General features: G+C 59.2%; 16 protein-coding genes. 7 read left to right on the plus strand and 9 right to left on the minus strand.

The features are described 5' to 3' along the window. The first annotated feature begins 73 nt into the window (after window positions 1–73). The gene (locus WG29040_RS00615) at window positions 74–310 is read left to right on the plus strand and encodes a YdcH family protein (protein ID WP_010657027.1); all 237 of its coding nucleotides are present in this window, start codon (window positions 74–76) and stop codon (window positions 308–310) included. Between the two features lie 26 nt (window positions 311–336). Further along, entirely contained in the window at window positions 337–633 is a 297-nt protein-coding gene (locus tag WG29040_RS00620) for a putative quinol monooxygenase (RefSeq protein ID WP_003445673.1), read from the plus strand. A gap of 96 nt (window positions 634–729) precedes the next feature. On the opposite strand, the gene WG29040_RS00625 is transcribed toward WG29040_RS00620, so the two are convergent. Together WG29040_RS00625 and WG29040_RS00630 are read right to left on the minus strand one after the other, a co-directional pair. Next, window positions 730–2,352, minus strand: a complete 1,623-nt coding sequence (locus tag WG29040_RS00625) for an acyl-CoA synthetase (protein WP_010657026.1) — start codon at window positions 2,350–2,352, stop codon at window positions 730–732. Window positions 2,353–2,477: 125 nt separating this feature from the next. Further along, entirely contained in the window at window positions 2,478–3,872 is a 1,395-nt protein-coding gene (locus WG29040_RS00630; RefSeq protein ID WP_003445671.1) for a PLP-dependent aminotransferase family protein, read from the minus strand. A gap of 147 nt (window positions 3,873–4,019) precedes the next feature. Between WG29040_RS00630 and WG29040_RS00635 the strand changes: the two genes are divergently transcribed. Further along, window positions 4,020–4,652 carry a LysE family translocator gene (locus tag WG29040_RS00635; RefSeq protein ID WP_127195368.1) on the plus strand — a complete coding sequence of 211 codons (633 nt, stop codon included), beginning with the start codon at window positions 4,020–4,022 and terminating at the stop codon, window positions 4,650–4,652. Between the two features lie 10 nt (window positions 4,653–4,662). Here WG29040_RS00635 and WG29040_RS00640 read toward each other — a convergent pair whose 3' ends face one another. The 4 genes from WG29040_RS00640 to mgtA form a co-directional block, all read right to left on the minus strand. Then, window positions 4,663–5,388, minus strand: a complete 726-nt coding sequence (locus tag WG29040_RS00640; RefSeq protein WP_127195369.1) for a hypothetical protein — start codon at window positions 5,386–5,388, stop codon at window positions 4,663–4,665. Window positions 5,389–5,419: 31 nt separating this feature from the next. Then, complete coding sequence (locus WG29040_RS00645) at window positions 5,420–5,767, minus strand: DUF2493 domain-containing protein (RefSeq protein ID WP_127195370.1); 348 nt, start codon at window positions 5,765–5,767, stop codon at window positions 5,420–5,422. Then, the gene (locus tag WG29040_RS00650; protein ID WP_127195371.1) at window positions 5,755–7,419 is read right to left on the minus strand and encodes a Na/Pi cotransporter family protein; all 1,665 of its coding nucleotides are present in this window, start codon (window positions 7,417–7,419) and stop codon (window positions 5,755–5,757) included. Before WG29040_RS00650 ends, WG29040_RS00645 begins: the two co-directional genes overlap by 13 nt. Before the next feature lie 66 nt (window positions 7,420–7,485). Continuing rightward, window positions 7,486–10,200: a magnesium-translocating P-type ATPase gene (gene mgtA, locus WG29040_RS00655; protein ID WP_127195372.1), complete on the minus strand. Its 2,715-nt coding sequence runs from the start codon at window positions 10,198–10,200 to the stop codon at window positions 7,486–7,488. 1,216 nt (window positions 10,201–11,416) lie between these two features. On the opposite strand from mgtA, the gene xerC reads away from it, so the two are divergent. Both xerC and WG29040_RS00670 read left to right on the plus strand, forming a co-directional pair. Next, the gene (gene xerC, locus WG29040_RS00665) at window positions 11,417–12,262 is read left to right on the plus strand and encodes a tyrosine recombinase XerC (RefSeq protein WP_003445663.1); all 846 of its coding nucleotides are present in this window, start codon (window positions 11,417–11,419) and stop codon (window positions 12,260–12,262) included. Between the two features lie 89 nt (window positions 12,263–12,351). After that, window positions 12,352–12,564 (plus strand): PLD nuclease N-terminal domain-containing protein, encoded by a 213-nt coding sequence (locus tag WG29040_RS00670; protein WP_003445661.1) that lies wholly within the window; start codon window positions 12,352–12,354, stop codon window positions 12,562–12,564. A gap of 68 nt (window positions 12,565–12,632) precedes the next feature. Here WG29040_RS00670 and WG29040_RS00675 read toward each other — a convergent pair whose 3' ends face one another. Next, window positions 12,633–13,721 carry a polyamine ABC transporter substrate-binding protein gene (locus WG29040_RS00675; RefSeq protein WP_003445659.1) on the minus strand — a complete coding sequence of 363 codons (1,089 nt, stop codon included), beginning with the start codon at window positions 13,719–13,721 and terminating at the stop codon, window positions 12,633–12,635. A 47-nt stretch (window positions 13,722–13,768) separates the two neighbouring features. Beyond that, a complete protein-coding gene (locus WG29040_RS00680; protein WP_127195373.1) occupies window positions 13,769–15,067 on the minus strand; it encodes an FAD-binding oxidoreductase in 1,299 nt (432 codons plus the stop codon). Window positions 15,068–15,224: 157 nt separating this feature from the next. Between WG29040_RS00680 and WG29040_RS00685 the strand changes: the two genes are divergently transcribed. Continuing rightward, on the plus strand, window positions 15,225–16,118 hold the full coding sequence (locus WG29040_RS00685) for a LysR substrate-binding domain-containing protein (RefSeq protein WP_127195374.1): 894 nt from the start codon (window positions 15,225–15,227) through the stop codon (window positions 16,116–16,118). Here WG29040_RS00685 and WG29040_RS00690 read toward each other — a convergent pair. Continuing rightward, a complete protein-coding gene (locus tag WG29040_RS00690) occupies window positions 16,099–16,554 on the minus strand; it encodes a GNAT family N-acetyltransferase (protein ID WP_003445651.1) in 456 nt (151 codons plus the stop codon). The genes WG29040_RS00685 and WG29040_RS00690 overlap by 20 nt on opposite strands. A 395-nt stretch (window positions 16,555–16,949) precedes the next feature. On the opposite strand from WG29040_RS00690, the gene WG29040_RS00695 reads away from it, so the two are divergent. Further along, window positions 16,950–18,497 carry a TerC family protein gene (locus tag WG29040_RS00695; RefSeq protein WP_003445648.1) on the plus strand — a complete coding sequence of 516 codons (1,548 nt, stop codon included), beginning with the start codon at window positions 16,950–16,952 and terminating at the stop codon, window positions 18,495–18,497. Window positions 18,498–18,509: the final 12 nt, after the last annotated feature.

Here is an 18,509-nt window from a genome sequence, read left to right on the forward strand (position 1 = left end):
TTGGCTTGAGCCCCTTGAGCGGACTCATTTAAAGAGTCTGGAATCGTCACCGAAACGTCTAAGAGGTGCAGATATGCCAGTCAAACACGATTTGTTGCAAGACTTGGGACTCACTAAAGAGGCTGTCAGCAAGTGTCGCAGCGAAAACGCTCATCTGAACCAGTTGTTTGTGCAATATGGCGAGAAGGATGCCGAGGTCATTGAAGCGGAGGCCGGGGAGGCCATTGGTGTCCCGGATGAGGTCTTGAAGAAACTCAAGGAGCAAAGGCTCCAGATCAAAGACAAAATTGTCCAACTACTGAACGTTTAAGTCACCGCAAGCTGCAGGAATCGTATATGTCCAGAATTATCAAAATTGTTGCCACCTTAAGTGCCAAGCCTGGTCATGGGCCGGCTGTTAAACAGGCGCTGAGTGCATGTGTGGCCGGATCACGGGCTGAAGCCGGTTGTCTTTTCTATGACCTGCATGTAGACCGCTCCAATCCCGAGCGTTTTGTATTCATCGAAGGCTGGAAGGACATGGCGGCCATTGAGCACCACAAAACCACAGCGCATTACCTGGCGATGGGCAAAGCTGTTGCTGACTTGATCGAGCATCGTGAAGTGCTGTTGCTGGACGAGTTGAGTATCTGAGACAGGGATCAACACAGCAGCATCAAGCGGCGGCCCTGAACAGGCCGCCGTTTTCATGTCGGGCTTGTGCAAGCTTGTTAAGTTCCTCGGCAGCGACTACAGGGCCTTGGCCATGTCGCGTAACAGGTATTTCTGGACCTTGCCGGTCGAGGTCTTGGGCAGCAGGGTAAACACTACCGTGCGCGGCACTTTGAATCCCGCCAGGTGCTGGCGACAAAAAGCAATGATATCCAGCTCGAGCACCTGCTGGTGGTCATCCTTGAGGGTGATAAAGGCACAGGGCGTTTCGCCCCACTTTTCATCCGGGCGGGCGACCACCGCCGCTTCCAGTACCCCGGGATGACGATAAAGCACGCCTTCAACTTCGATGGTCGAGATGTTTTCGCCACCCGAAATGATGATGTCTTTGAGCCGGTCACGAATCTCCATGTAGCCATCCGGGTGGCACACGGCCAAATCCCCGGTATGGAACCAGCCCCCCTCAAAGGCTTGCGCCGTGGCACTGGGGTTCTTCAGGTAACCCTTCATAACGGTGTTGCCACGCATGAATATCTCACCCATGGTTTCTCCGTCCCGCGGGGTCGGTACCAGGGTTTTCGGATCGGCAACCATTACCCCTTCCAGCGTCGGATAGCGTACCCCCTGGCGGGATTTGATCTGCGCACGCTCGGCCAGTGGCCGGGCATCCCATTGCTCATGCCAGGCGCAAATGGTCACCGGGCCATAGACTTCGGTCAGGCCATACACGTGGGTGACTTTGATGCCCATTTCTTCCACCGCACCTATCACTTGGGCCGGTGGTGCTGCACCCGCGACCATCACACTCACCGGATGATCGATGGCAACCCTGGCGGATAGCGGCAGGTTGGTCAGGGCATTGAGCACAATCGGCGCGCCGCACATATGGGTGACCTGATGCTCCTGGATCAGACTGAGAATTCGTTGCGGATCAACCCGGCGCAGGAACACGTGCACGCCGGCCAGGGCCGTGATGATCCACGGGTAGCACCAGCCGTTGCAGTGGAACATCGGCAAGGTCCATAGATACACCGGGTGATTGCCGATGGCCCAGACCATCTGGTTGCCCAGGGAGTTAAGGTAGGCCCCGCGGTGGTGATAGACCACGCCTTTGGGGTTGCCCGTGGTGCCGGAGGTGTAGTTGAGCGCGATCGCCTGCCACTCATCTGCCGGCCATTGCCACGGGTAGTCAGGGTCGCCCTCGGTCAGCAGCGCCTCGTAATCCAGTGTGCTGACCGGCTGGCCTTCGCCGTATTGCGGGTCATCCACGTCGATGATCAGCGGTGGATGATCAAGCATGGCCACGGCAGCATGGATCACGGCATGGAATTCACGGTCGGCAATCAACACCCTGGCTTCGCCGTGGGCCAGCATGAAGGCAATGGCTTCGGCGTCGAGGCGTACGTTAAGTGCATTGAGCACTGCGCCGAGCATGGGCACCGCAAAGTGGGCTTCGAGCATGGCCGGGATATTGGGCAACATCACCGCCACGGTATCGCCCTTGCCAATCCCGCGAGCGGCCAGCGCACTGGCCAGACGCCGGCAGCGCTGGTAAGTCTGCAGCCAGGTGCGGCGAATCGAGCCGTGGATCACGGCGGGGTAGTCCGGGTAGACACTGGCTGTGCGTTCGATAAAGCTCAACGGCGACAGGGCAATATGGTTGACAGCATTGGGCTCAAGGCCTTGCTCAAAAATCGACATGAAGGTCTTCCGGTGGCTGATTGTTAGCTCTTTGGCTGCCCGCGCCCATCGGTGGGCGGGACAGTTTTATGTCCGGCCTGACTTATAGCTCACTCGGTGTGGCATAGGGAAGCAATGGCCCCGGGCTAATCCAGCAGCGCTGCCAAGGCAGCCATCACCTCGGGCTTGTCGGTGTGGGCCACGTTAAAACGCATGCAGTGGCGCAGTGCGGGGTCAAAGCCGAACAGGATGCCCGGCGCCAGCACCAGATCCCGGGCGAGCGCCTCCTGGGCCAGGGTTGCGGCGTCCCGTGCGGCGGGGAGCGTGGCCCAGATATACAGGCCCCCGGTGTAAGGTGCATTGAGGGTGAACCCCAGGCCTTGCAACCAGCTGGCCACCCGCGCACCGCTGGTCAGCAGACCTTGCATCACCCGCTTGCGGTGTTTGTGATAGGTGCCGTCAGTGAGCATCGAACAGACGACCTGTTCGAACATTTCCGAGGTGATACCGCCGCACATCAGTTTCAGATGGGTCAGGTTGGCGGCTGCCTGCGCCGAGGTCACCACATAGCTCACCCGCAGATTGGCACTCAGGGTTTTGGAAAAACCGCTGAGGTAGGTGACGTGTTCGATCCCGGCCAGGGCCGCGAGCCGCGGAGGCGGGTCCGGGTGCCAGTCGCCGTACAGATCGTCCTCGATGATATGGCAGTCATGACGCTTGGCCAGCTCCAGCAAGCCGTAGGCCTGGGCCGGAGAAAAGGAATGGCCGGTGGGGTTATGCAGCAGGCCTGTGGTCAGATACAGGCTCGGCCGGTGCTGTTCAAACAGCTGCTCCAGCGCTTGCAGATCCAGCCCCTGGGGAGTGCGCTCAAGGGTCACGACCCGTGCCCCGTGCAACGCCAGATTGGCGTGGAAGTTGAAGTAGCAGGGCATGTCCAGCAGCACCGTATCGCCGGGACGCACCCGCAAGCGCAACAACATGTCCAGTGCCTGCACGGTGTTGGCGGTGGTGATGATCTGCTCGACGGCAACGTCCAGGCCCTGGCCCAGCAGTTTTTGCTGGAGTGCCAGACGCAATGGCAGGTAACCCGCCGGATCGCCATAGCCGGTGAGGCGCAGCCCCGGCGAGCGGCTGAGCTGGCGCAGGTGGGTACGCATGGCGCTGGGCTCCAGCCAGCTTTCAGGCAGATGACCGCTGCCGGGGCGCATGGCGCCGCTGGCGCCGGTCAATGAGCGGCGCAGGACACTGGTCAGGTCTTGCGGTAACAGATCAAGCGCGCTCGCCCGTTCTGCAGCCGCAGCCCTGGCCGCGACAAAGTAGCCAAGGCCCTGGCTTGAAGTGATCCGGCCCTGTCCACGCAAGCGATCGAGAGCCTCAATCAGGGTGAATTTACTGACGCCCCAGCTCAGGGCCATTTCCCTGGCGGAGGGCAGTCTGGCCCCCGGGTTCAGGCGACCTTGGGTAATGGCCTGGTTCATGGCTTCGACAATCTGCTGGACTTTGGGAGTGCCGGGCTGGAATTCAATCGTGGGGATAGGCATCAATGACCTCGTACTTTACCGGTCATGCTACCAGTAAAGTACGGTCAAGTTGGTCGGGGCTTGATCTGCCCATGCCGGGCTGCGCCACCTAAACTGCGGAACCGCTCGCAGGTGTTCGAGCAATGGTTTCGGGATCTGATAAAGATAATGGCCACACAACTGACACTCGCGTCCTTCCTCTACTTTCTGTTTTTCTGCGCCACCATGACCTTTAGTCCCGGGCCCATGACCTTACTGTTGATGGGCTTCGGCATGCAGCAAGGCTTGAAGCGCTCAATGCCGGTGCAGCTTGGCGCCAGCGCAGCGTATCTGGTGTCGATCCTGATTTTTGCCGTCGGATTTGCCGAACTGGTCAAGGGCAATCCCCTGATCAGTCGCGTCATTCAATGTATCGGCGTGGCCTATTTGCTGTATCTGGCCTATCGGCAATGGAACAGTCGCGCACTGTTGCTGGAGCGTCCTGCCGAGTCCCTGGACAGCAGCTTCAGGGGGCGTTTCGCCAAGGGGCTGCTCACCGGCTTTGCCAACCCCAAAACCATTGTCATGTTCAGTGCCGTGTTCCCGCAGTTTGCCGGGCAGGGCAGTGCCACCCGGGCGCTGGATCTGGCGGTACTGGGGCTGGTGTTCTTGCTGTTGCAGTTCACCAGCGGCTGCCTGTATTGCTACTTCGGCCAGCGGGTGCGGCGGGTGCTGCAAAGCCCGTCGCGACAAGTTCTGTTGCAACGGGCCACAGCCATCATGCTGTTGGGGGTGGCCATTCTGTTGGCCCGGGGGTTTTAGCGGCTGAGCCTCAGAAGCGCAGGGTAGCCCCGGTGGTCAGCCAGCGGTCGCGGTCGCGGTTCAGGGTGCGACCGAGCACCAGGTCCAGATCCACGGCAGAGCCTATGTGGAACCTGGGACCTGTCTGCCAGGACTGCTCGCCGCCTTCTTCGCCGTAGCGTTCGCCAATCAGGGTCAGCGAGTTGGTAACGGCATATTCAAAGCCGCTACCCCAGGTCAGTCGGTGGCTCTGCTTGCCGTCGTTCCAGGCATGGCTCCAGCCGCCGTTGAGATTGAGTCGCAGAGGCGCGAAAGGTTGCCAGGTGAGCGGCAGGTTGAGGTCGGTGCCGTCATAACTGTGGGCCCGGTTCAGCGCAAAGCGGGCCTCGCCCGATAGCGCCAGTTCCAGGCTCTGGTCCAGACTTGAATACAGCTGCGCCTTGAGTTGCGGGCTCAACTGTCGGGCGGTGCCGTCGTTGCTGTGACCTTGCTCTATGGCGCCTCCCCATTGCAGCCAGGGCAGGTTGTGTGAAGTACAGCCCTGGGAAATGACTGCGTTGTGGGTGGCGCTGTGGTGACGGTTGCTGGTGAACCAGGCGTCGATGTTGCATTCGCCGGGGCTGTTGATTGCGCCGTCGTCGACCACGTATGAACCACCGGATGCACAGGTTTTGGAGACCAGGCCAAGGGTCAGGGCGATGCTCATCGAAGCGCCGACCCAATGGCGAACGGCTGCTGAACGGGATACTTCAGTCATGGGTAAAACTCCTGAGTGGAATCGATAAAGGTCAGTTGTTAACCGTTACAACATGAATGCCGGCCGCTCTGGCCCGGCTGATCAGCGCACAGGTGTCATCTCCCCCGGGCAGGGCAATGACCACGTCCGGGCGACTGTCCGTGAGCATGAATTGATTGCGCCGGCGCTCGGCCTGCTTGCCGTACATCTTCCAGTTAGGCGGGTAGCGCACCACATCGACTCCCGCCTCGCGCGCCCAGTCCTCCACGGCGCTGCCCAGATACGGACTGGCGCCGTGAATCAGCACGCTCACGCCATTGATGGCCTGGTAGGCATCCAGAACGCGCAGGCACATCAGGGTGTCGGCGTAATGGCGCCCGGCACAGATCAAGAGGCGCACGGGTCAGTGTCCCTGGAGTTGTGGTCGACGAAGCCGTTGAGTTCTGCGCAGCGCTCCAGCACCGGGTAGCCGAGGGCGGCAATATGGTGATGAACCCGCCGATAGTCGCGCAGCACGCGCTGGAAAATATCCCCGGACTCGGCCCAGGCCGTTTTGTCATTCTGCAATTTACGAAAATGCTCGCGACTGGCTTTGGCTTCCAGCTTGCGCACGGTGTCCTTGTGGCTGACCAGGGTGTTGGCTGCCAGCACGTCTTCGCCCATGAAGGCGGTCACTGCCAGGTTCAGGCTGTCCTGCAGGGCCTGGTGCATAGCCTGGATATGGCGCAGCTCGAAGCTGGAAAAGTGCTCGCCACGGCGGGTTCTGCGGATGGCCAGTTGCGCCAGGTTGTTGAGGATGTCGCCGGCATGTTCGAGGTTGATCACGAACATCAGGATTTCCTGGGCGCGGTCGGCGTCATGATCGCTCAGCCCGTCATGGCCTATATCCGCCAGGTAGGCACGAATGGCGGCACTCAGCAGGTCCACCGAGTGATCCAGCTGGCGGACTTTGGCGAAGGCGGCCTGATCGGGCTTCTCGAACAGTTGCAGCACCTGGCTGAGCATCAGCGAGGCCATGTCCGCCAGGCGCAGGGCTTCACGTACGGCGTTGGACAGCCCGATATTGGCCACTTCCAGCCCGGCTTCATCGAGGTATTGCGGCATGCCGGGATCCACCGGGCTCTGCTGCTCGGCAAACAGCCGGCTCAGCAGGCGCGCCATGGGTTCGGTCAGCCCGATAAACAGCAGCGCCAGGGCGATGTTGAATGCGCTATGCAGATACACCACCAGCTGGGCCGGGCCGATATCGGTTTGGCCCAGCTGTGCGGCAATCAGTGGCAGGCACGGCAGCAACAGCAGGCTGCCGAACAAACGAATCAGCAAGTTGCCCACGGGCAGGCGCCGCGCCACCGGGGAGCCGGCACTGAACACCGAGGGCAAGGCACCACCGATGTTGGCCCCCAGCATCAAGGCCAGCGCCGTCACCGGGGTCATCATGTCGGCACCGGCCATGGAGGCAATGAGCAACACCACTGCCACGCTGGAGTGGCAGATCCAGGTCAGCAGGACTGCGACCAGCACCGCAGTGACCAGGTCGCCCTCAAGGCTTTGCATGAGCGCGCGGAACACCGACGTGGCTTCCATATGACCCAGGCTGGCGCTGAGCAGACTCAGGGCCAGGAGCATCAGCCCCAGTCCGATCAGCGCGCAGCCGATGCTTTCAAAGCGTGAGTCATCGCGCAGGCGAAACACCACAAAACCCACCAGCAGTATCACCGGCATCGCCAGTGAAGTGTCGAAACTCAGCAGTTGCACCACCAGGGTCGAACCGATGTTCGCTCCCAGCATCACGGCCAGGGCTGGCGCCAGGCCCAGGGTGCCGGCGGCGGTAAACGAGGTTGCCATCAGGCTGACGGCGGTACTGCTCTGCAGTACGCCAGTAATACCGATTCCGGAAATCAGCGCCATCCAGCGATTGTTCAGGTTGCGCCCCATCCAGTTACGCAGCTGGGTACCAAACCCGCGCAGCAGCGCCGTTGAAATCATATGGGTGCCCCACAGCAACAGGGCTATGGCCCCCGCGAGGTTGAGTAACAGAGTGGTTCCCGACATGAGGAATCTCCACATAACAAACATTCATTGTTTTGCGGGCGCCACACCGGCGCCCGCAGATTCAGCTCAGAACCACTGCTTGAAGCGGCGGATGTAGAGGGTCTTCATCAACTGTGCAACGCAGCAGTAGCTGAACAGGGTGGCCACCAGCCAGGGGAAGTACGACAGCGGCAGAGGCTCAAGGCCGACCATGGTGCCCAGCGGCGAAAACGGCACGTAGATGCCCAGCACAATGACAATCAGGGTCATCATGATCACCGGCCATGCGGCAGTGCTCTGGATGAAGGGGATTTTTCGGGTGCGCAGCATGTGCACCACCAGGGTTTGCGAGAGCAGGCCCTCGATGAACCAGCCGGACTGGAACAGGGTCTGCATTTCCACGCTGTTGGCCGAGAACACGTACCACATCAGGGCAAAGGTGGTGATGTCAAAGATCGACGAGGTCGGCCCGATCCAGATCATGAACCGGCCGATGTTTTTCGCATCCCACTTGCGCGGTTTTTGCAGGTACTCCTTGTCCATCTTGTCCCAGGGCAGCGCCAGCTGGGAGATGTCGTACATCAGGTTCTGCAGCAGCAGGTGGATCGACAGCATCGGCAGGAAGGGGATGAAGGCACTCGCCACCAGTACCGAGAACACGTTGCCGAAGTTGGAGCTGGCGGTCATGTTCAGGTACTTCATGATATTGCCGAAGGTTTCGCGGCCTTTGAGCACGCCTTCTTCCAGCACCATCAGGCTCTTTTCCAGGAGGATGATGTCGGCCGACTCTTTGGCGATGTCCGTGCCGCTGTCCACCGAAATGCCCACGTCCGCATCGCGCAGGGCCGGGGCATCGTTAATCCCGTCGCCGAGAAAGCCGACCGTGTGACCATTGGCCTGCAGTGCCTTGAGCACCCGGGACTTCTGCAGCGGAGTGAGCTTGGCGAACACCGTGCGCTGCTCCACCTCCAGTTGCAGCGTGGCGTCGTCCATGGCCTCTATTTCAGGACCGAGCAACGGCGAGCCTGGCTCCAGTCCCACCTGGCGGCAGATTTTACCGGTGACTGTGGCGTTATCGCCGGTCAGTACTTTTACCGCTACCCCTATCGCCTGCAGCGCGGCAATCGCCGGGCCGGCGGTTTCTTTTGGCGGGTCGAGGAAGGTGAGCAAGCCGCGGATGACCAGATCCCGCTCATCGCCAGTGGTGTATTGCTTTTGTGACTGGGCCTTGGGAATTTCACGGGTGGCAACCAGCAGTACCCGGAAGCCGTCTTCGTTGTAGCCGCTGGCCAGCTCCAGCAACTGCTGGCGGCGCAGCGGATCCAGCGCAACGCTGGCGGTGCCTTCCATGACATGGGTGCAGATGGCGAGCATTTCCTCTACTGCGCCTTTACATACCAGCAGGTGGTCACCCCGTTTGTCCTTGACCACGACCGTCAGGCGTCGGCGGACGAAGTCGAAAGGCAGTTCATCGACCTTGCGGTAGGCAAACGGCACTTTGAACTTTGGATCCTGTGTAGAGAACTGCACCACCGCCTGATCCATCAGGTTGCGCACGCCACTTTGGTGATGGCTGTTGAGCCATGCCAGGGCCAATACCGATTCATCGCGCTTGCCGGTGGCGTCCACGTGGTGCTCAAGGATGATGTGATCCTGGGTCAGGGTGCCGGTCTTGTCGGTGCACAACACATCCATCGAACCGAGGTTCTGGATCGCATTCAGGCGCTTGACCACCACTTTGCGTTTGGCCATGGCGGTGGCGCCCTTGGCCAGGTTGGCGCTGACAATCATTGGCAGCATTTCCGGGGTCAGGCCGACCGCCACTGCCAGGGCAAACATTAAGGCATCGCCCCAGTCGCCCTTGGAGAACCCGTTGAGGAAAAACACAATGGGCACCATGACCAGCATGAAGCGGATCAGCAGCCAGCTGACGCTGTTGACTCCCCGATCGAATGCCGTTTGCGAACGCGAGCCGACGATGGCTTTGGCCAGCGAACCAAAATAGGTCCGGGGGCCGGTGGCAACCACCACGGCGCGGGCTGTACCGCTTACTACGTTGGTGCCCATGAAGCAGATGTTGGGCAGGTCCAGCAGGTTGCTCTGGTCGGCTGCCATGCCGGAGGCGGACTTTTGTGTGACGTCTCCCAGGGTGTCGTATTTCTCCACGGGTAAAGCTTCGCCCGTGAGTACGGCCTGGCTGATAAACAGATCGCGGGATTCAATCAGGCGAATGTCCGCGGGGATCATGTCTCCGGCGGACAGTTGCACGATATCGCCGGCCACCAGATTGCGCATCGGGATTTCAAGCACCCGGGGCCTGGCACCGTCCTTTTCGCGGCGCAGTACGGTGGCTGTGGTGCGGACCATGGCCTTGAGCGCTTCGGCGGATTTGGCCGAGCGGTGCTCCTGCCAGAACCGCAGCACGCTGCTGAGGCCGACCATCAACCCGATGATGATGACTTTGGTCAGGTCGCTTTCTTCACCGTCACGCAGCGGAATCCAGTAGTCGGTGAAAAAGCTGATCACCGCCAGGGTCAGCAGGACGTAGATGAAAGGGTTATGCAGTGCCAGCAGGAACTGCACGATCGCATGGGGCGGCTTGTCGTGGGCCACCTCGTTGTAACCCTCCAGTTGCAGGCGTTTCGAGGCCTCGAGCAGGGTCAGGCCGTCGGTGGAGGCCTTGACGTTCGCCAGGGTCGCCGACAGTCCGTTCTGTGCTTCACGTGCGGCACGCATGGACAGTTTTGCACGGTCTGCAGCGCTGTTTTTATCCAGTGCTTTGGGGGTTTTCAATGCGCTCATAGGGGGCTGCTCCTGTCGCCTGTTTTAATTCGGACATACATGCGACTTGCCTTTCTGGAGGCAAACAGCAGTCGTCCGGTGCGAAAGTCGGCGATCGGTTTAAATAAGTTTTAGGTGCAGTTGTATGTTTCGCTACAACAGCGCTATTAATCAGCGGGCAACAGGAAACTTCCAATCTGGTTCATAAAGAACAGCAGTCAGATAACGATGTTTATCAGGCGGAAGTTAATCGATGGCAGAACTTTCTTTGCAGAAGGTTCTGCGCTCGATTAAACCGTGCTTATCCGGCGCGAGCGGCTGTGTAGAAACTCGGGGCGCGGGCAAGCAGGCGAACGGGGCCACAACACGGAGGGTCCTGGGATTCGTTGATGCTCCAGCGCTGTTCCAGTTGCCCTGTGCCGGGGCTGACCCGCCAATGCACCTGGCGGTGCACAGGTTTTGCGCCGGGAACGGCAGTGGAGAAGGGGGATTGCCGAGCAAAAGCAGGCTCACGGCAGAGCTTGACCCGCATGCTCGAGCTAAAGGCGCGGACGCCAGGTAGTACAAAGGTTTTAAAGGTCATAACACACCTCGTGACCGGACTGATGCCGGGGAGGTCGTTACGTTGGAGCGTCAGGCTCTAGCGCAATTGACCCCGCCGTGCAGGCGAGTCCTGTCAATGTCTTGGTTAATTGCCCGGAGCTCCGCATTCGCGGTGACCGGACAGCGTCTAGATACTGTGTCCATTGGCTTCTTTTGTGAGGTTTAAAAAAGACCGAAGTAATTCGGCCTGCGCAATCTACTCAGTCAGGTAACTCATGTCAAGGTTAAACAGGCACAAGTAAGGGCGGTACAGCCAATGTTCAGAAACGGGAAAGTGTATTTAAAACAGTCACCGCTTGAATATGACAATAATAAAACTCAATAGCCGAAGAGTGGGGCGCCGAAGTGTGCTGTCAGCAAACGCCATGTAAGGCATTGAAGTTCAAAAGCACGGGTTGCATCCGGGCTGTAGCTGCGGCTGCTGCCCGATGGTGCTGCCATCACCTAAACGCTATAACTGCACGGATAATCTATAGGTTTGGGTTATATTAGGGGCTGTTTCAGCCCCGTATCGAGATTGGTTTTGTCGACTATTGACCCCGCAGCAACGCAGGTTTCAGCCATTGCATTAACTCAGGTTCAAACGCCTGTTGCGCTTTACCTTGCGCGTCTTGCGCCATCGAGCCGTCAGACCATGCGTTATGTATTGCAGGAGGCGGCGGATCGCCTGGGGGCTGAGGATGTCGCCATCGATGAGTTTCCGTGGCATCAACTGCAGCCGGGGCATATCACCGCGCTGGTGTCTGCACTGCGCGCAGATGGCTATGCGCCTAATACCTCCTCGCTGTACGTGAATGCCATCCGCGGCGTGATGAATCAGGCCTGGCAGCAAAGCCTGATCACCCAGGATCATTTGTTGAAGATCCGTGCGGTAAAGGCGGGAGGTGGTTCGCGTCTGACCAAGGGCCGTAATCTACGCCGTACTCTGATTCGTGAACTGATGGATGTCTGTGCTGCCGACCCGCGCCCCCAGGGCTTGAGGGATGCGGCAATCATTGCAATTTTGTATGGCTCGGGGATGCGCAAGTCGGAATCGGTGAACATGGACCTGTGGCAGGTGAATGTTGAGGAGCGCAGCCTGCGGGTGGTGGGTAAAGGCAACAAGGAACTGATCAAGTTCGCTCCGGCCTGGGCCTTTGAAAAGCTCGAGCAGTGGCTGGCGTTTCGACGGGACAACCTGCCGGACGGAGCCAGTGACGACGACTTCTTGTTCAACCGGATTCGTCGCGGCAATCACATCACCCGCGAGCGCCTTACCAAGCATGCGATTTACTACATCGCCAAACAGCGCGGCCGGCAGGTCGGGGTCGACATCATGCCCCATGACTTTCGCCGTTCATTCATCACCCGGGTGATCGAAGAGTACGACGTTTCCATTGCGCAAAAACTGGCCCACCACGCCAACATTGCGACCACCGTCAGCTATGACGTGCGCGATGACAATGAGCGGCGCAATGTGACTGACCGCTTTATGTTGTGACTGGCAACGCCCAGACCCGCAGCACTGAAAAAACAATGAACCCTCGCGGCATGCCCCCACCTAAAGCTTTACAACCTGGGAGGTGATGCATGCAAATCGAGCAAATTTGGGTCGTACTGGCCATTATCCTGCTGCTGATCGAGTTCTGGACCATCAGCCGCGTGCTTAAAAGCGCAGCCCCTGCAAGCAGTCGGCTGATGTGGGTGGCGGTCATTATCTTCGTGCCATTATTCGGCATGCTGGCGTGGCTGGTGGCTGGGTCGAAAAAGCACAGAAGGGATTCGTCTTCGGTCTCGAGGTGAGCCGCAAGAGCGTTATGAATAAACCCAAGCTGCAGGAGCAAACTCGCTCCTGCAGGGGGCTTGCCGACTCAGGTATTGGTCTTCAGCTTGGTCCACAGGCGCGTGGTGAGCCGGGCAATTTTGGCCGGCAGGTCCTCGACCGTGAACAGTGTGTCTATCACTTCTTTCGACGGATAGATGGCCGGGTCCTGTTTCACCTCTGACGAGAGATAGGCATCCGCTGCAAGGTTGGGGTTGGCGTAGTGGATGTTGTTGCTGATATCGGCAATCACCTGGGGCGTGAGCAGGTAGTTCATGTAGGTGTAGGCGTTCTTTTCATGGGGCGCGCTTTTGGGCATGACCACCATGTCCATCCACAAGGTGGAGCCTTCCCTGGGGACCGAGTAAGCGATGTTGATCCCGTTCCTGGCTTCCTTGGCACTGGCGGCAGCCTGCACCACATCGCCGTTAAAACCTATCACTGCACAGATATTGCCGTTGGCCAGATCGCTGATGTACTTCGATGCGTGAAAGTACTGAACGTAAGGCCGGATTTTCAGCAGAGCCTGTTCGGCTTTCTTGTAGTCTTGCGGGTCATGGCTGTGGTGCGGCAGGCCTAGATAGTTAAGGGTGACAGGTAGCACCTGGGTCGGGTTGTCGATGATTGCGACGCCGCACTGGCTCAGCTTCTTGATGTTGTTTTCATCAAAAAACAGGCTCCAGGACTGCGTGACATCGGTGGTACCGAAGATCTGCTTGATCTTGTCCACGTTATAGCCGATGCCTGCAGTACCCCACATGTAGGGGAAGCCGTACTGGTTGCCCGGGTCGTTCACCTCGAGCTTTTTCATCAGCACCGGGTCGAGGTTTTTCCAGTTGGGCAACTGGCTGCGGTCGAGCTTTTGTATGGCCCCCGCCTTGATCAGCCGGGACAGGAAGTGGTTGGACGGGCTGACCACGTCATAACCGGTGTTGCCGGTCATCAACTTGGACTCCAGCACTTCGTTGCTGTCGTGGATATCGTAAGTCGTCTTGATCCCCGTTTGCCTGGTAAACGAGGGCAGGGTGTCATCCGCGATATAGCCGTTCCAGTTGGAGATATTGACTGTCTCGTCTGCGTAGCTGGCTGCCGAAAACGCGGCCAGCATGACCGCCAGGGAAATCGTGTTGATGTGCATGTTCAATCACCTTTTCGAGGAGCTTTTATTTTTTTCGTCACAGTGCATCAGATTTCGGTTCTGGCCCTGACCGCTTCCACGCGCATGCGCAACACGGCGCCGATGTCGAAGAACGGGCGCGGCGGTAGCCAGCCCGGCCGTGCCCGGTCCATGACTGACTGCAACAGCGGGGAGCTGGCGCCACTGGCCATTTCCGCCAGCAACCGGCCCCACAGGGTGCCGCGTGCCACGCCGGAGCCATTGCAGCCGGCGACGGCAAACACCCGTTCCTGGACCTTGGCAAAATAAGGCTGGCCGCTGCGTGTGGCGCTCAGGTGGCCGGTCCAGGTGTAGTCAATGTCTTGTTCGGTGAGCCCTGGGAAGCGTCGTTGCAAGCCCAGCGCGTGGTGTTTGCGCCGCTGTATCAAATCGCTGTCGGACAGGTCTTTGGTACGGTATTCGGCGGTGTTGCGGATCATCACCCGGCGGTCCGGAGTCAGGCGTACGGTTGCGCCGAGGGGGCGCGTGGAAAGTACGCCCCAGGGCTCGACGCTGCCGATGGCCGCGTATTCCCGGTCTGTCAGGGGGCGGGTCAGGCTGGCGCTGAGTTCCATGGGGAAGGTGGCGCTGTTGTCGATCCCGGCGCGCGGAATGAAAGCGTTGAGGCACACCAGAACCTGTCCGGCCTCGATGCTGCCTTGGGTGCCAATGGCACGCACGCCACCGCGCACGGGTTCGAGGCCGCTGATCTCGGTGTTCTCGAATACGGTGACATTGGCTGGCAGTGCATCCAGCAGGCCTTTGACGTACTTCGCCGGCTGCAGCAGAGCGTTGCCATTACCGCACCAGATCGCCGACCGATAATGACGGGTCCCCAGTTTTTGGGCGAGTTGTCCGCCCTCCAGAAACTGTGCCGAGGCCCCCACGGCACTGAGGGTTTTGAGCTTGGCTTCGATGTGGGTCAGCTTGGCGGGATCATTGACTGCGAAGTAGTAACCCGAATCGCGGTATTCGCACTCAATGCCGTGGCGGCTGATGCGCTTGCGTACTTCTTCGCCGGCGGCGCAGCCGATTGCAGAGTCGACCTCAAAACCGGCAAAGCCGCTGTGGCCGATCAGCTCATCATCGCCGGGGTTTTCGTGGGACACCGCGTAGCCGGAGTTGCGCGCTGAGGCCCCCTGGGCTGCGCGCTGCCGATCGACCACGACGATACGCGCCTCAGGGTACATTTCTGCCAGGGAATGGGCGGCACTGAGCCCGGTGATACCGGCGCCAATAATCAGCCAGTCAGCTTTTTCCGGCCCCTTGAGGTGATCGCGGCCCGGGGAGGTTCCTGCCAGGGCAATCCAGCCACATTGATTTTTCACGTAACACCTCATTCAACGGTTGCGGCGCCTCCTGCTTGGGTGAATACATGCGCAAATCGCATGGCTGTTATCAGGTGGCGCCCTCTATAGCTGGAATTTATGACGAACAGGGTGATATAACCAACGTTATAAATTCATTGATCGATTCCAAAAACGCATGGATACAATTCGCCACGTACCGTCTCTACAGGGCCTGCAGGCGCTGGTTGCAGTTGCCGATTCGGGCAGCTTCACCCTAGCGGCGCAGGCGCTGTGTCTGACCCAGAGCGCAGTCAGTCGCAAGATCCAGCAACTGGAAGGGCATTTCGGTGTAGCGCTGTTCGCCAGAAACAGCCGCAGCGTGCACCTGACGGCTGAAGGCGAAGAGGTGCTGGGCAGCGCGCGCACCATTCTTGCGCAGTTGCGGGCGCTGGAAGACCGGCTTTCACCGCAAAAGCGTCCGTTTCGTATCCGCATGCACGTCTCCCTGGCCGTGCGCTGGTTACTGCCCAAGCTCAGTGACTTCTACTTGCAGCATCCGGACATAGCCCTGTCGATCGAAACCGTTGCCACCGAGATCGTTGAGCCCGCCAGCGACAGTGATGCCTACATCCTCTATCTGCCGGAGCCCCGCGCTGACCCGGCCTGTCTGGTGCTGTTCGATGAGGCACTGGTGCCGGTTTGCTCCCCGAATCTGGGGCCGCTGACGTCAATGGATGACCTGGCAGGTTTCCCGTTGCTGCACCGTTCGGCCGACAAGCAGGCGTGGATCGACTGGCTGTCAGCCAATCACGGCAACCCCCTGGAGAGCTATCGTCACATCCCGTTCAACCTCGATGAGCTGGCACTGGATGCTGCGGCCCGGGGGCTTGGGGTCGCAGTGACAGACATGACCCTGGCCGATGAGTCGATCCAGCGCGGGGTGCTGGTGATTCCGTTTGGCGAGCCATTGAAAACCGGCGGCAATTACTCGTTGTGCCCACAGCCCCTGGCCGCCGGACACCCGGCCTGTTCCCGGGTGCTGCAGTGGTTCGCAGAGCAGGCGCAACAGGCTAGGGTGCCAGGTGCTTGAGCATGATGACGGTGCGTTCGGCACCGTGGAATTCGTCGCGGATTTTTTCAAAACCCAGGCGGGCGTAAAAGCCTTCGGCGGTGATTGAAGAGGGCACCCTTAACTCTTGCAGGCCGTGCTGCCCTGCAACGGATTCGATTCTGGCCATAAGTTGCTTGCCGATTCCCGTGCCCTGGTGGCCGGGAGCGACGAATACACTGCGAATTACCTGCTGGTCCAGGCTTGCCGTTGCGACCACGGCCCCATCAAGAATTGCCACATAGACTTGACGCTGGATGATCAAGCCCAGGATCTGTGGGGCCGCAAAGCTTTGCTCCACCCGGGCGATGACGTCGGGCGGGTAGTCCAGGGCATTGGACTGGCGAAGTGCAGCGATCACCACCTTGCTGATGGCCGCTGCATCTTCGGCACGGGCCGCTCGAACCAGAACGCTCATAAGTGATTTATCCGTTGTGATGGTATTGGCGAACTACTTTAGACCTTGCTGCCGACGTCGGCCGCTCTTGATAGCTCAGTCAAATTTTGTAATAAGTCTGTTACTCAGAAAACTCTGATTGCGCTGTAGGATTGCATCCCCAATTTACTAAAGGTTTATATGAACACCCTGATGGAGCCTCCCAGTTGCTGCTTTCTGTCAGCAACCCGTTTGTTTTCAGCCTCTGTTGCTGATCGTTTATCTCATCTCTCCAGCGTTTCCAGCCTGACCGGTCCATCCCGTGTCTTGCGCCTGCCTGTCTGTCCTGAATTTCCTGTGGCCACTGCCTGCCAGAGGATCGACCCGGGCGCAGCATTCTCATCATCCCCAACCCCTCAAGAGCGCGCGTAAGCATTATGGAATGGATTGCTGATCCTACGGCCTGGCTAGGCCTGCTGACCTTGATTGTGCTGGAGTTGGTGCTGGGCATCGACAACCTGGTGTTTATTGCCATCCTGGCGGACAAGTTGCCGCCCGAGCAGCGCGACCGCGCCCGGGTCATTGGTCTGACCCTGGCGCTATTGATGCGCCTGGGCCTGCTGGCCAGCATCTCGTGGATGGTGACGCTGACCGAGCCCCTGTTCGAAGTGTTTGAAAAATCCTTTTCGGGGCGCGACCTGATCATGCTGTTCGGTGGTCTGTTCCTGTTGTTCAAAGCCACCATGGAGCTGCATGAACGGCTCGAGGGGCATGTCGCAGAGCGTTCATCCAACGCTGTGTATGCCATGTTCTGGCCGATCGTGGCGCAGATTGTGGTGCTGGACGCGGTGTTCTCGCTGGATGCGGTGATTACCGCGGTGGGCATGGTCGAGCATTTGTCCGTGATGATGATCGCGGTGGTGATCTCCATTGGCCTGATGATCATTGCCAGCAAGCCGCTGACCCGCTTCGTCAACAGTCACCCGACCGTGATCATGCTGTGTCTGGGCTTTTTGATGATGATCGGTTTCAGCCTTACCGCTGAAGGCCTGGGCTTCCACATTCCCAAGGGCTATCTGTACGCTGCCATCGGCTTCTCGATCTTGATCGAGGTCTTCAACCAGATTGCCCGCGCGCAACGTAAACGCAGCCTGCAAGGTGTGCGCCCGATGCGTGAGCGCACCGCCCATGCCGTGATGCGTTTGCTGGGCGGGCGTACCCTGAGTGCCGACGAAGTCGGTGAGGAAATTGCGGACATGCTGGAAGGCGGCGCCAGCGAAGAGGTGTTCCACCGTCGCGAGCGGGTCATGATCAGTGGTGTTCTGCAACTGGCGGAGCGGCCCATACGCACAGTCATGACCCCGCGCACGGAGATTGATCACATCGATCTGGCAGATTCGGCCGAGAGTATTCGCGCAAAGCTGATGCATTCGTCCTACTCCAGGTTGCCGGTGATCAGGGCAGGGCGCATCGATGAGCCATTGGGCTTTGTGCACAAGAAGGAGCTGTTGAAAGAGTTGTTGGCCGGCCATCAACCCGATCTGGAAGCCATGGCCCGCAAGACCATCAACTTGCTGGACAGTTTCTCGATCCTCAATGCTCTGGAGCAGATGCGCAAAGAGTCCACCCACATCGCTTTCGTGATCAACGAGTTCGGTGACTTCACCGGCCTGCTGACCATGACCGATATTCTGGAATCGATTGCCGGCGAGTTGCCTGACGCCAGTGAAATCGAAGGCCCGAACATTGTGGTCCAAGGGGATGGTTACTTAGTGAGCGGCGCCTTGAATCTGAGTCAGATAGCCCTGCACACCGGTTTCCCGGCCAAGGCCACGGATGACTATCAAACACTGGCTGGAATGGTCATGAGTTTGCTGGACCGTCTGCCTGTGATTGGCGACAGCCTGACCTGGGAAGGGTGGAACCTGAGGGTGATGGAGGTTGAAGAGCGGCGGGTGACCAGGGTGCTGCTTAGCAAAGCGTAATCTGTAGGAGCG

Source organism: Pseudomonas sp. PAMC 29040 (assembly GCF_003994535.1).
Classification (GTDB): domain Bacteria; phylum Pseudomonadota; class Gammaproteobacteria; order Pseudomonadales; family Pseudomonadaceae; genus Aquipseudomonas; species Aquipseudomonas paraversuta.

Excerpts from the sequence above, each read along its gene's own strand:
- xerC (WP_003445663.1), top strand. The coding sequence starts at position 11,417 with ATGCGTTATGTATTGCAGGAGGCGGCGGATCGCCTGGGGGCTGAGGAT.
- WG29040_RS00630 (WP_003445671.1), bottom strand. The coding sequence starts at position 3,872 with ATGCCTATCCCCACGATTGAATTCCAGCCCGGCACTCCCAAAGTCCAG.
- WG29040_RS00625 (WP_010657026.1), bottom strand. The coding sequence starts at position 2,352 with ATGTCGATTTTTGAGCAAGGCCTTGAGCCCAATGCTGTCAACCATATT.
- WG29040_RS00635 (WP_127195368.1), top strand. The coding sequence starts at position 4,020 with ATGGCCACACAACTGACACTCGCGTCCTTCCTCTACTTTCTGTTTTTC.
- WG29040_RS00650 (WP_127195371.1), bottom strand. The coding sequence starts at position 7,419 with ATGTCGGGAACCACTCTGTTACTCAACCTCGCGGGGGCCATAGCCCTG.
- WG29040_RS00685 (WP_127195374.1), top strand. The coding sequence starts at position 15,225 with ATGGATACAATTCGCCACGTACCGTCTCTACAGGGCCTGCAGGCGCTG.
- mgtA (WP_127195372.1), bottom strand. The coding sequence starts at position 10,200 with ATGAGCGCATTGAAAACCCCCAAAGCACTGGATAAAAACAGCGCTGCA.
- WG29040_RS00675 (WP_003445659.1), bottom strand. The coding sequence starts at position 13,721 with ATGCACATCAACACGATTTCCCTGGCGGTCATGCTGGCCGCGTTTTCG.
- WG29040_RS00615 (WP_010657027.1), top strand. The coding sequence starts at position 74 with ATGCCAGTCAAACACGATTTGTTGCAAGACTTGGGACTCACTAAAGAG.
- WG29040_RS00690 (WP_003445651.1), bottom strand. The coding sequence starts at position 16,554 with ATGAGCGTTCTGGTTCGAGCGGCCCGTGCCGAAGATGCAGCGGCCATC.
- WG29040_RS00670 (WP_003445661.1), top strand. The coding sequence starts at position 12,352 with ATGCAAATCGAGCAAATTTGGGTCGTACTGGCCATTATCCTGCTGCTG.
- WG29040_RS00620 (WP_003445673.1), top strand. The coding sequence starts at position 337 with ATGTCCAGAATTATCAAAATTGTTGCCACCTTAAGTGCCAAGCCTGGT.
- WG29040_RS00695 (WP_003445648.1), top strand. The coding sequence starts at position 16,950 with ATGGAATGGATTGCTGATCCTACGGCCTGGCTAGGCCTGCTGACCTTG.
- WG29040_RS00640 (WP_127195369.1), bottom strand. The coding sequence starts at position 5,388 with ATGACTGAAGTATCCCGTTCAGCAGCCGTTCGCCATTGGGTCGGCGCT.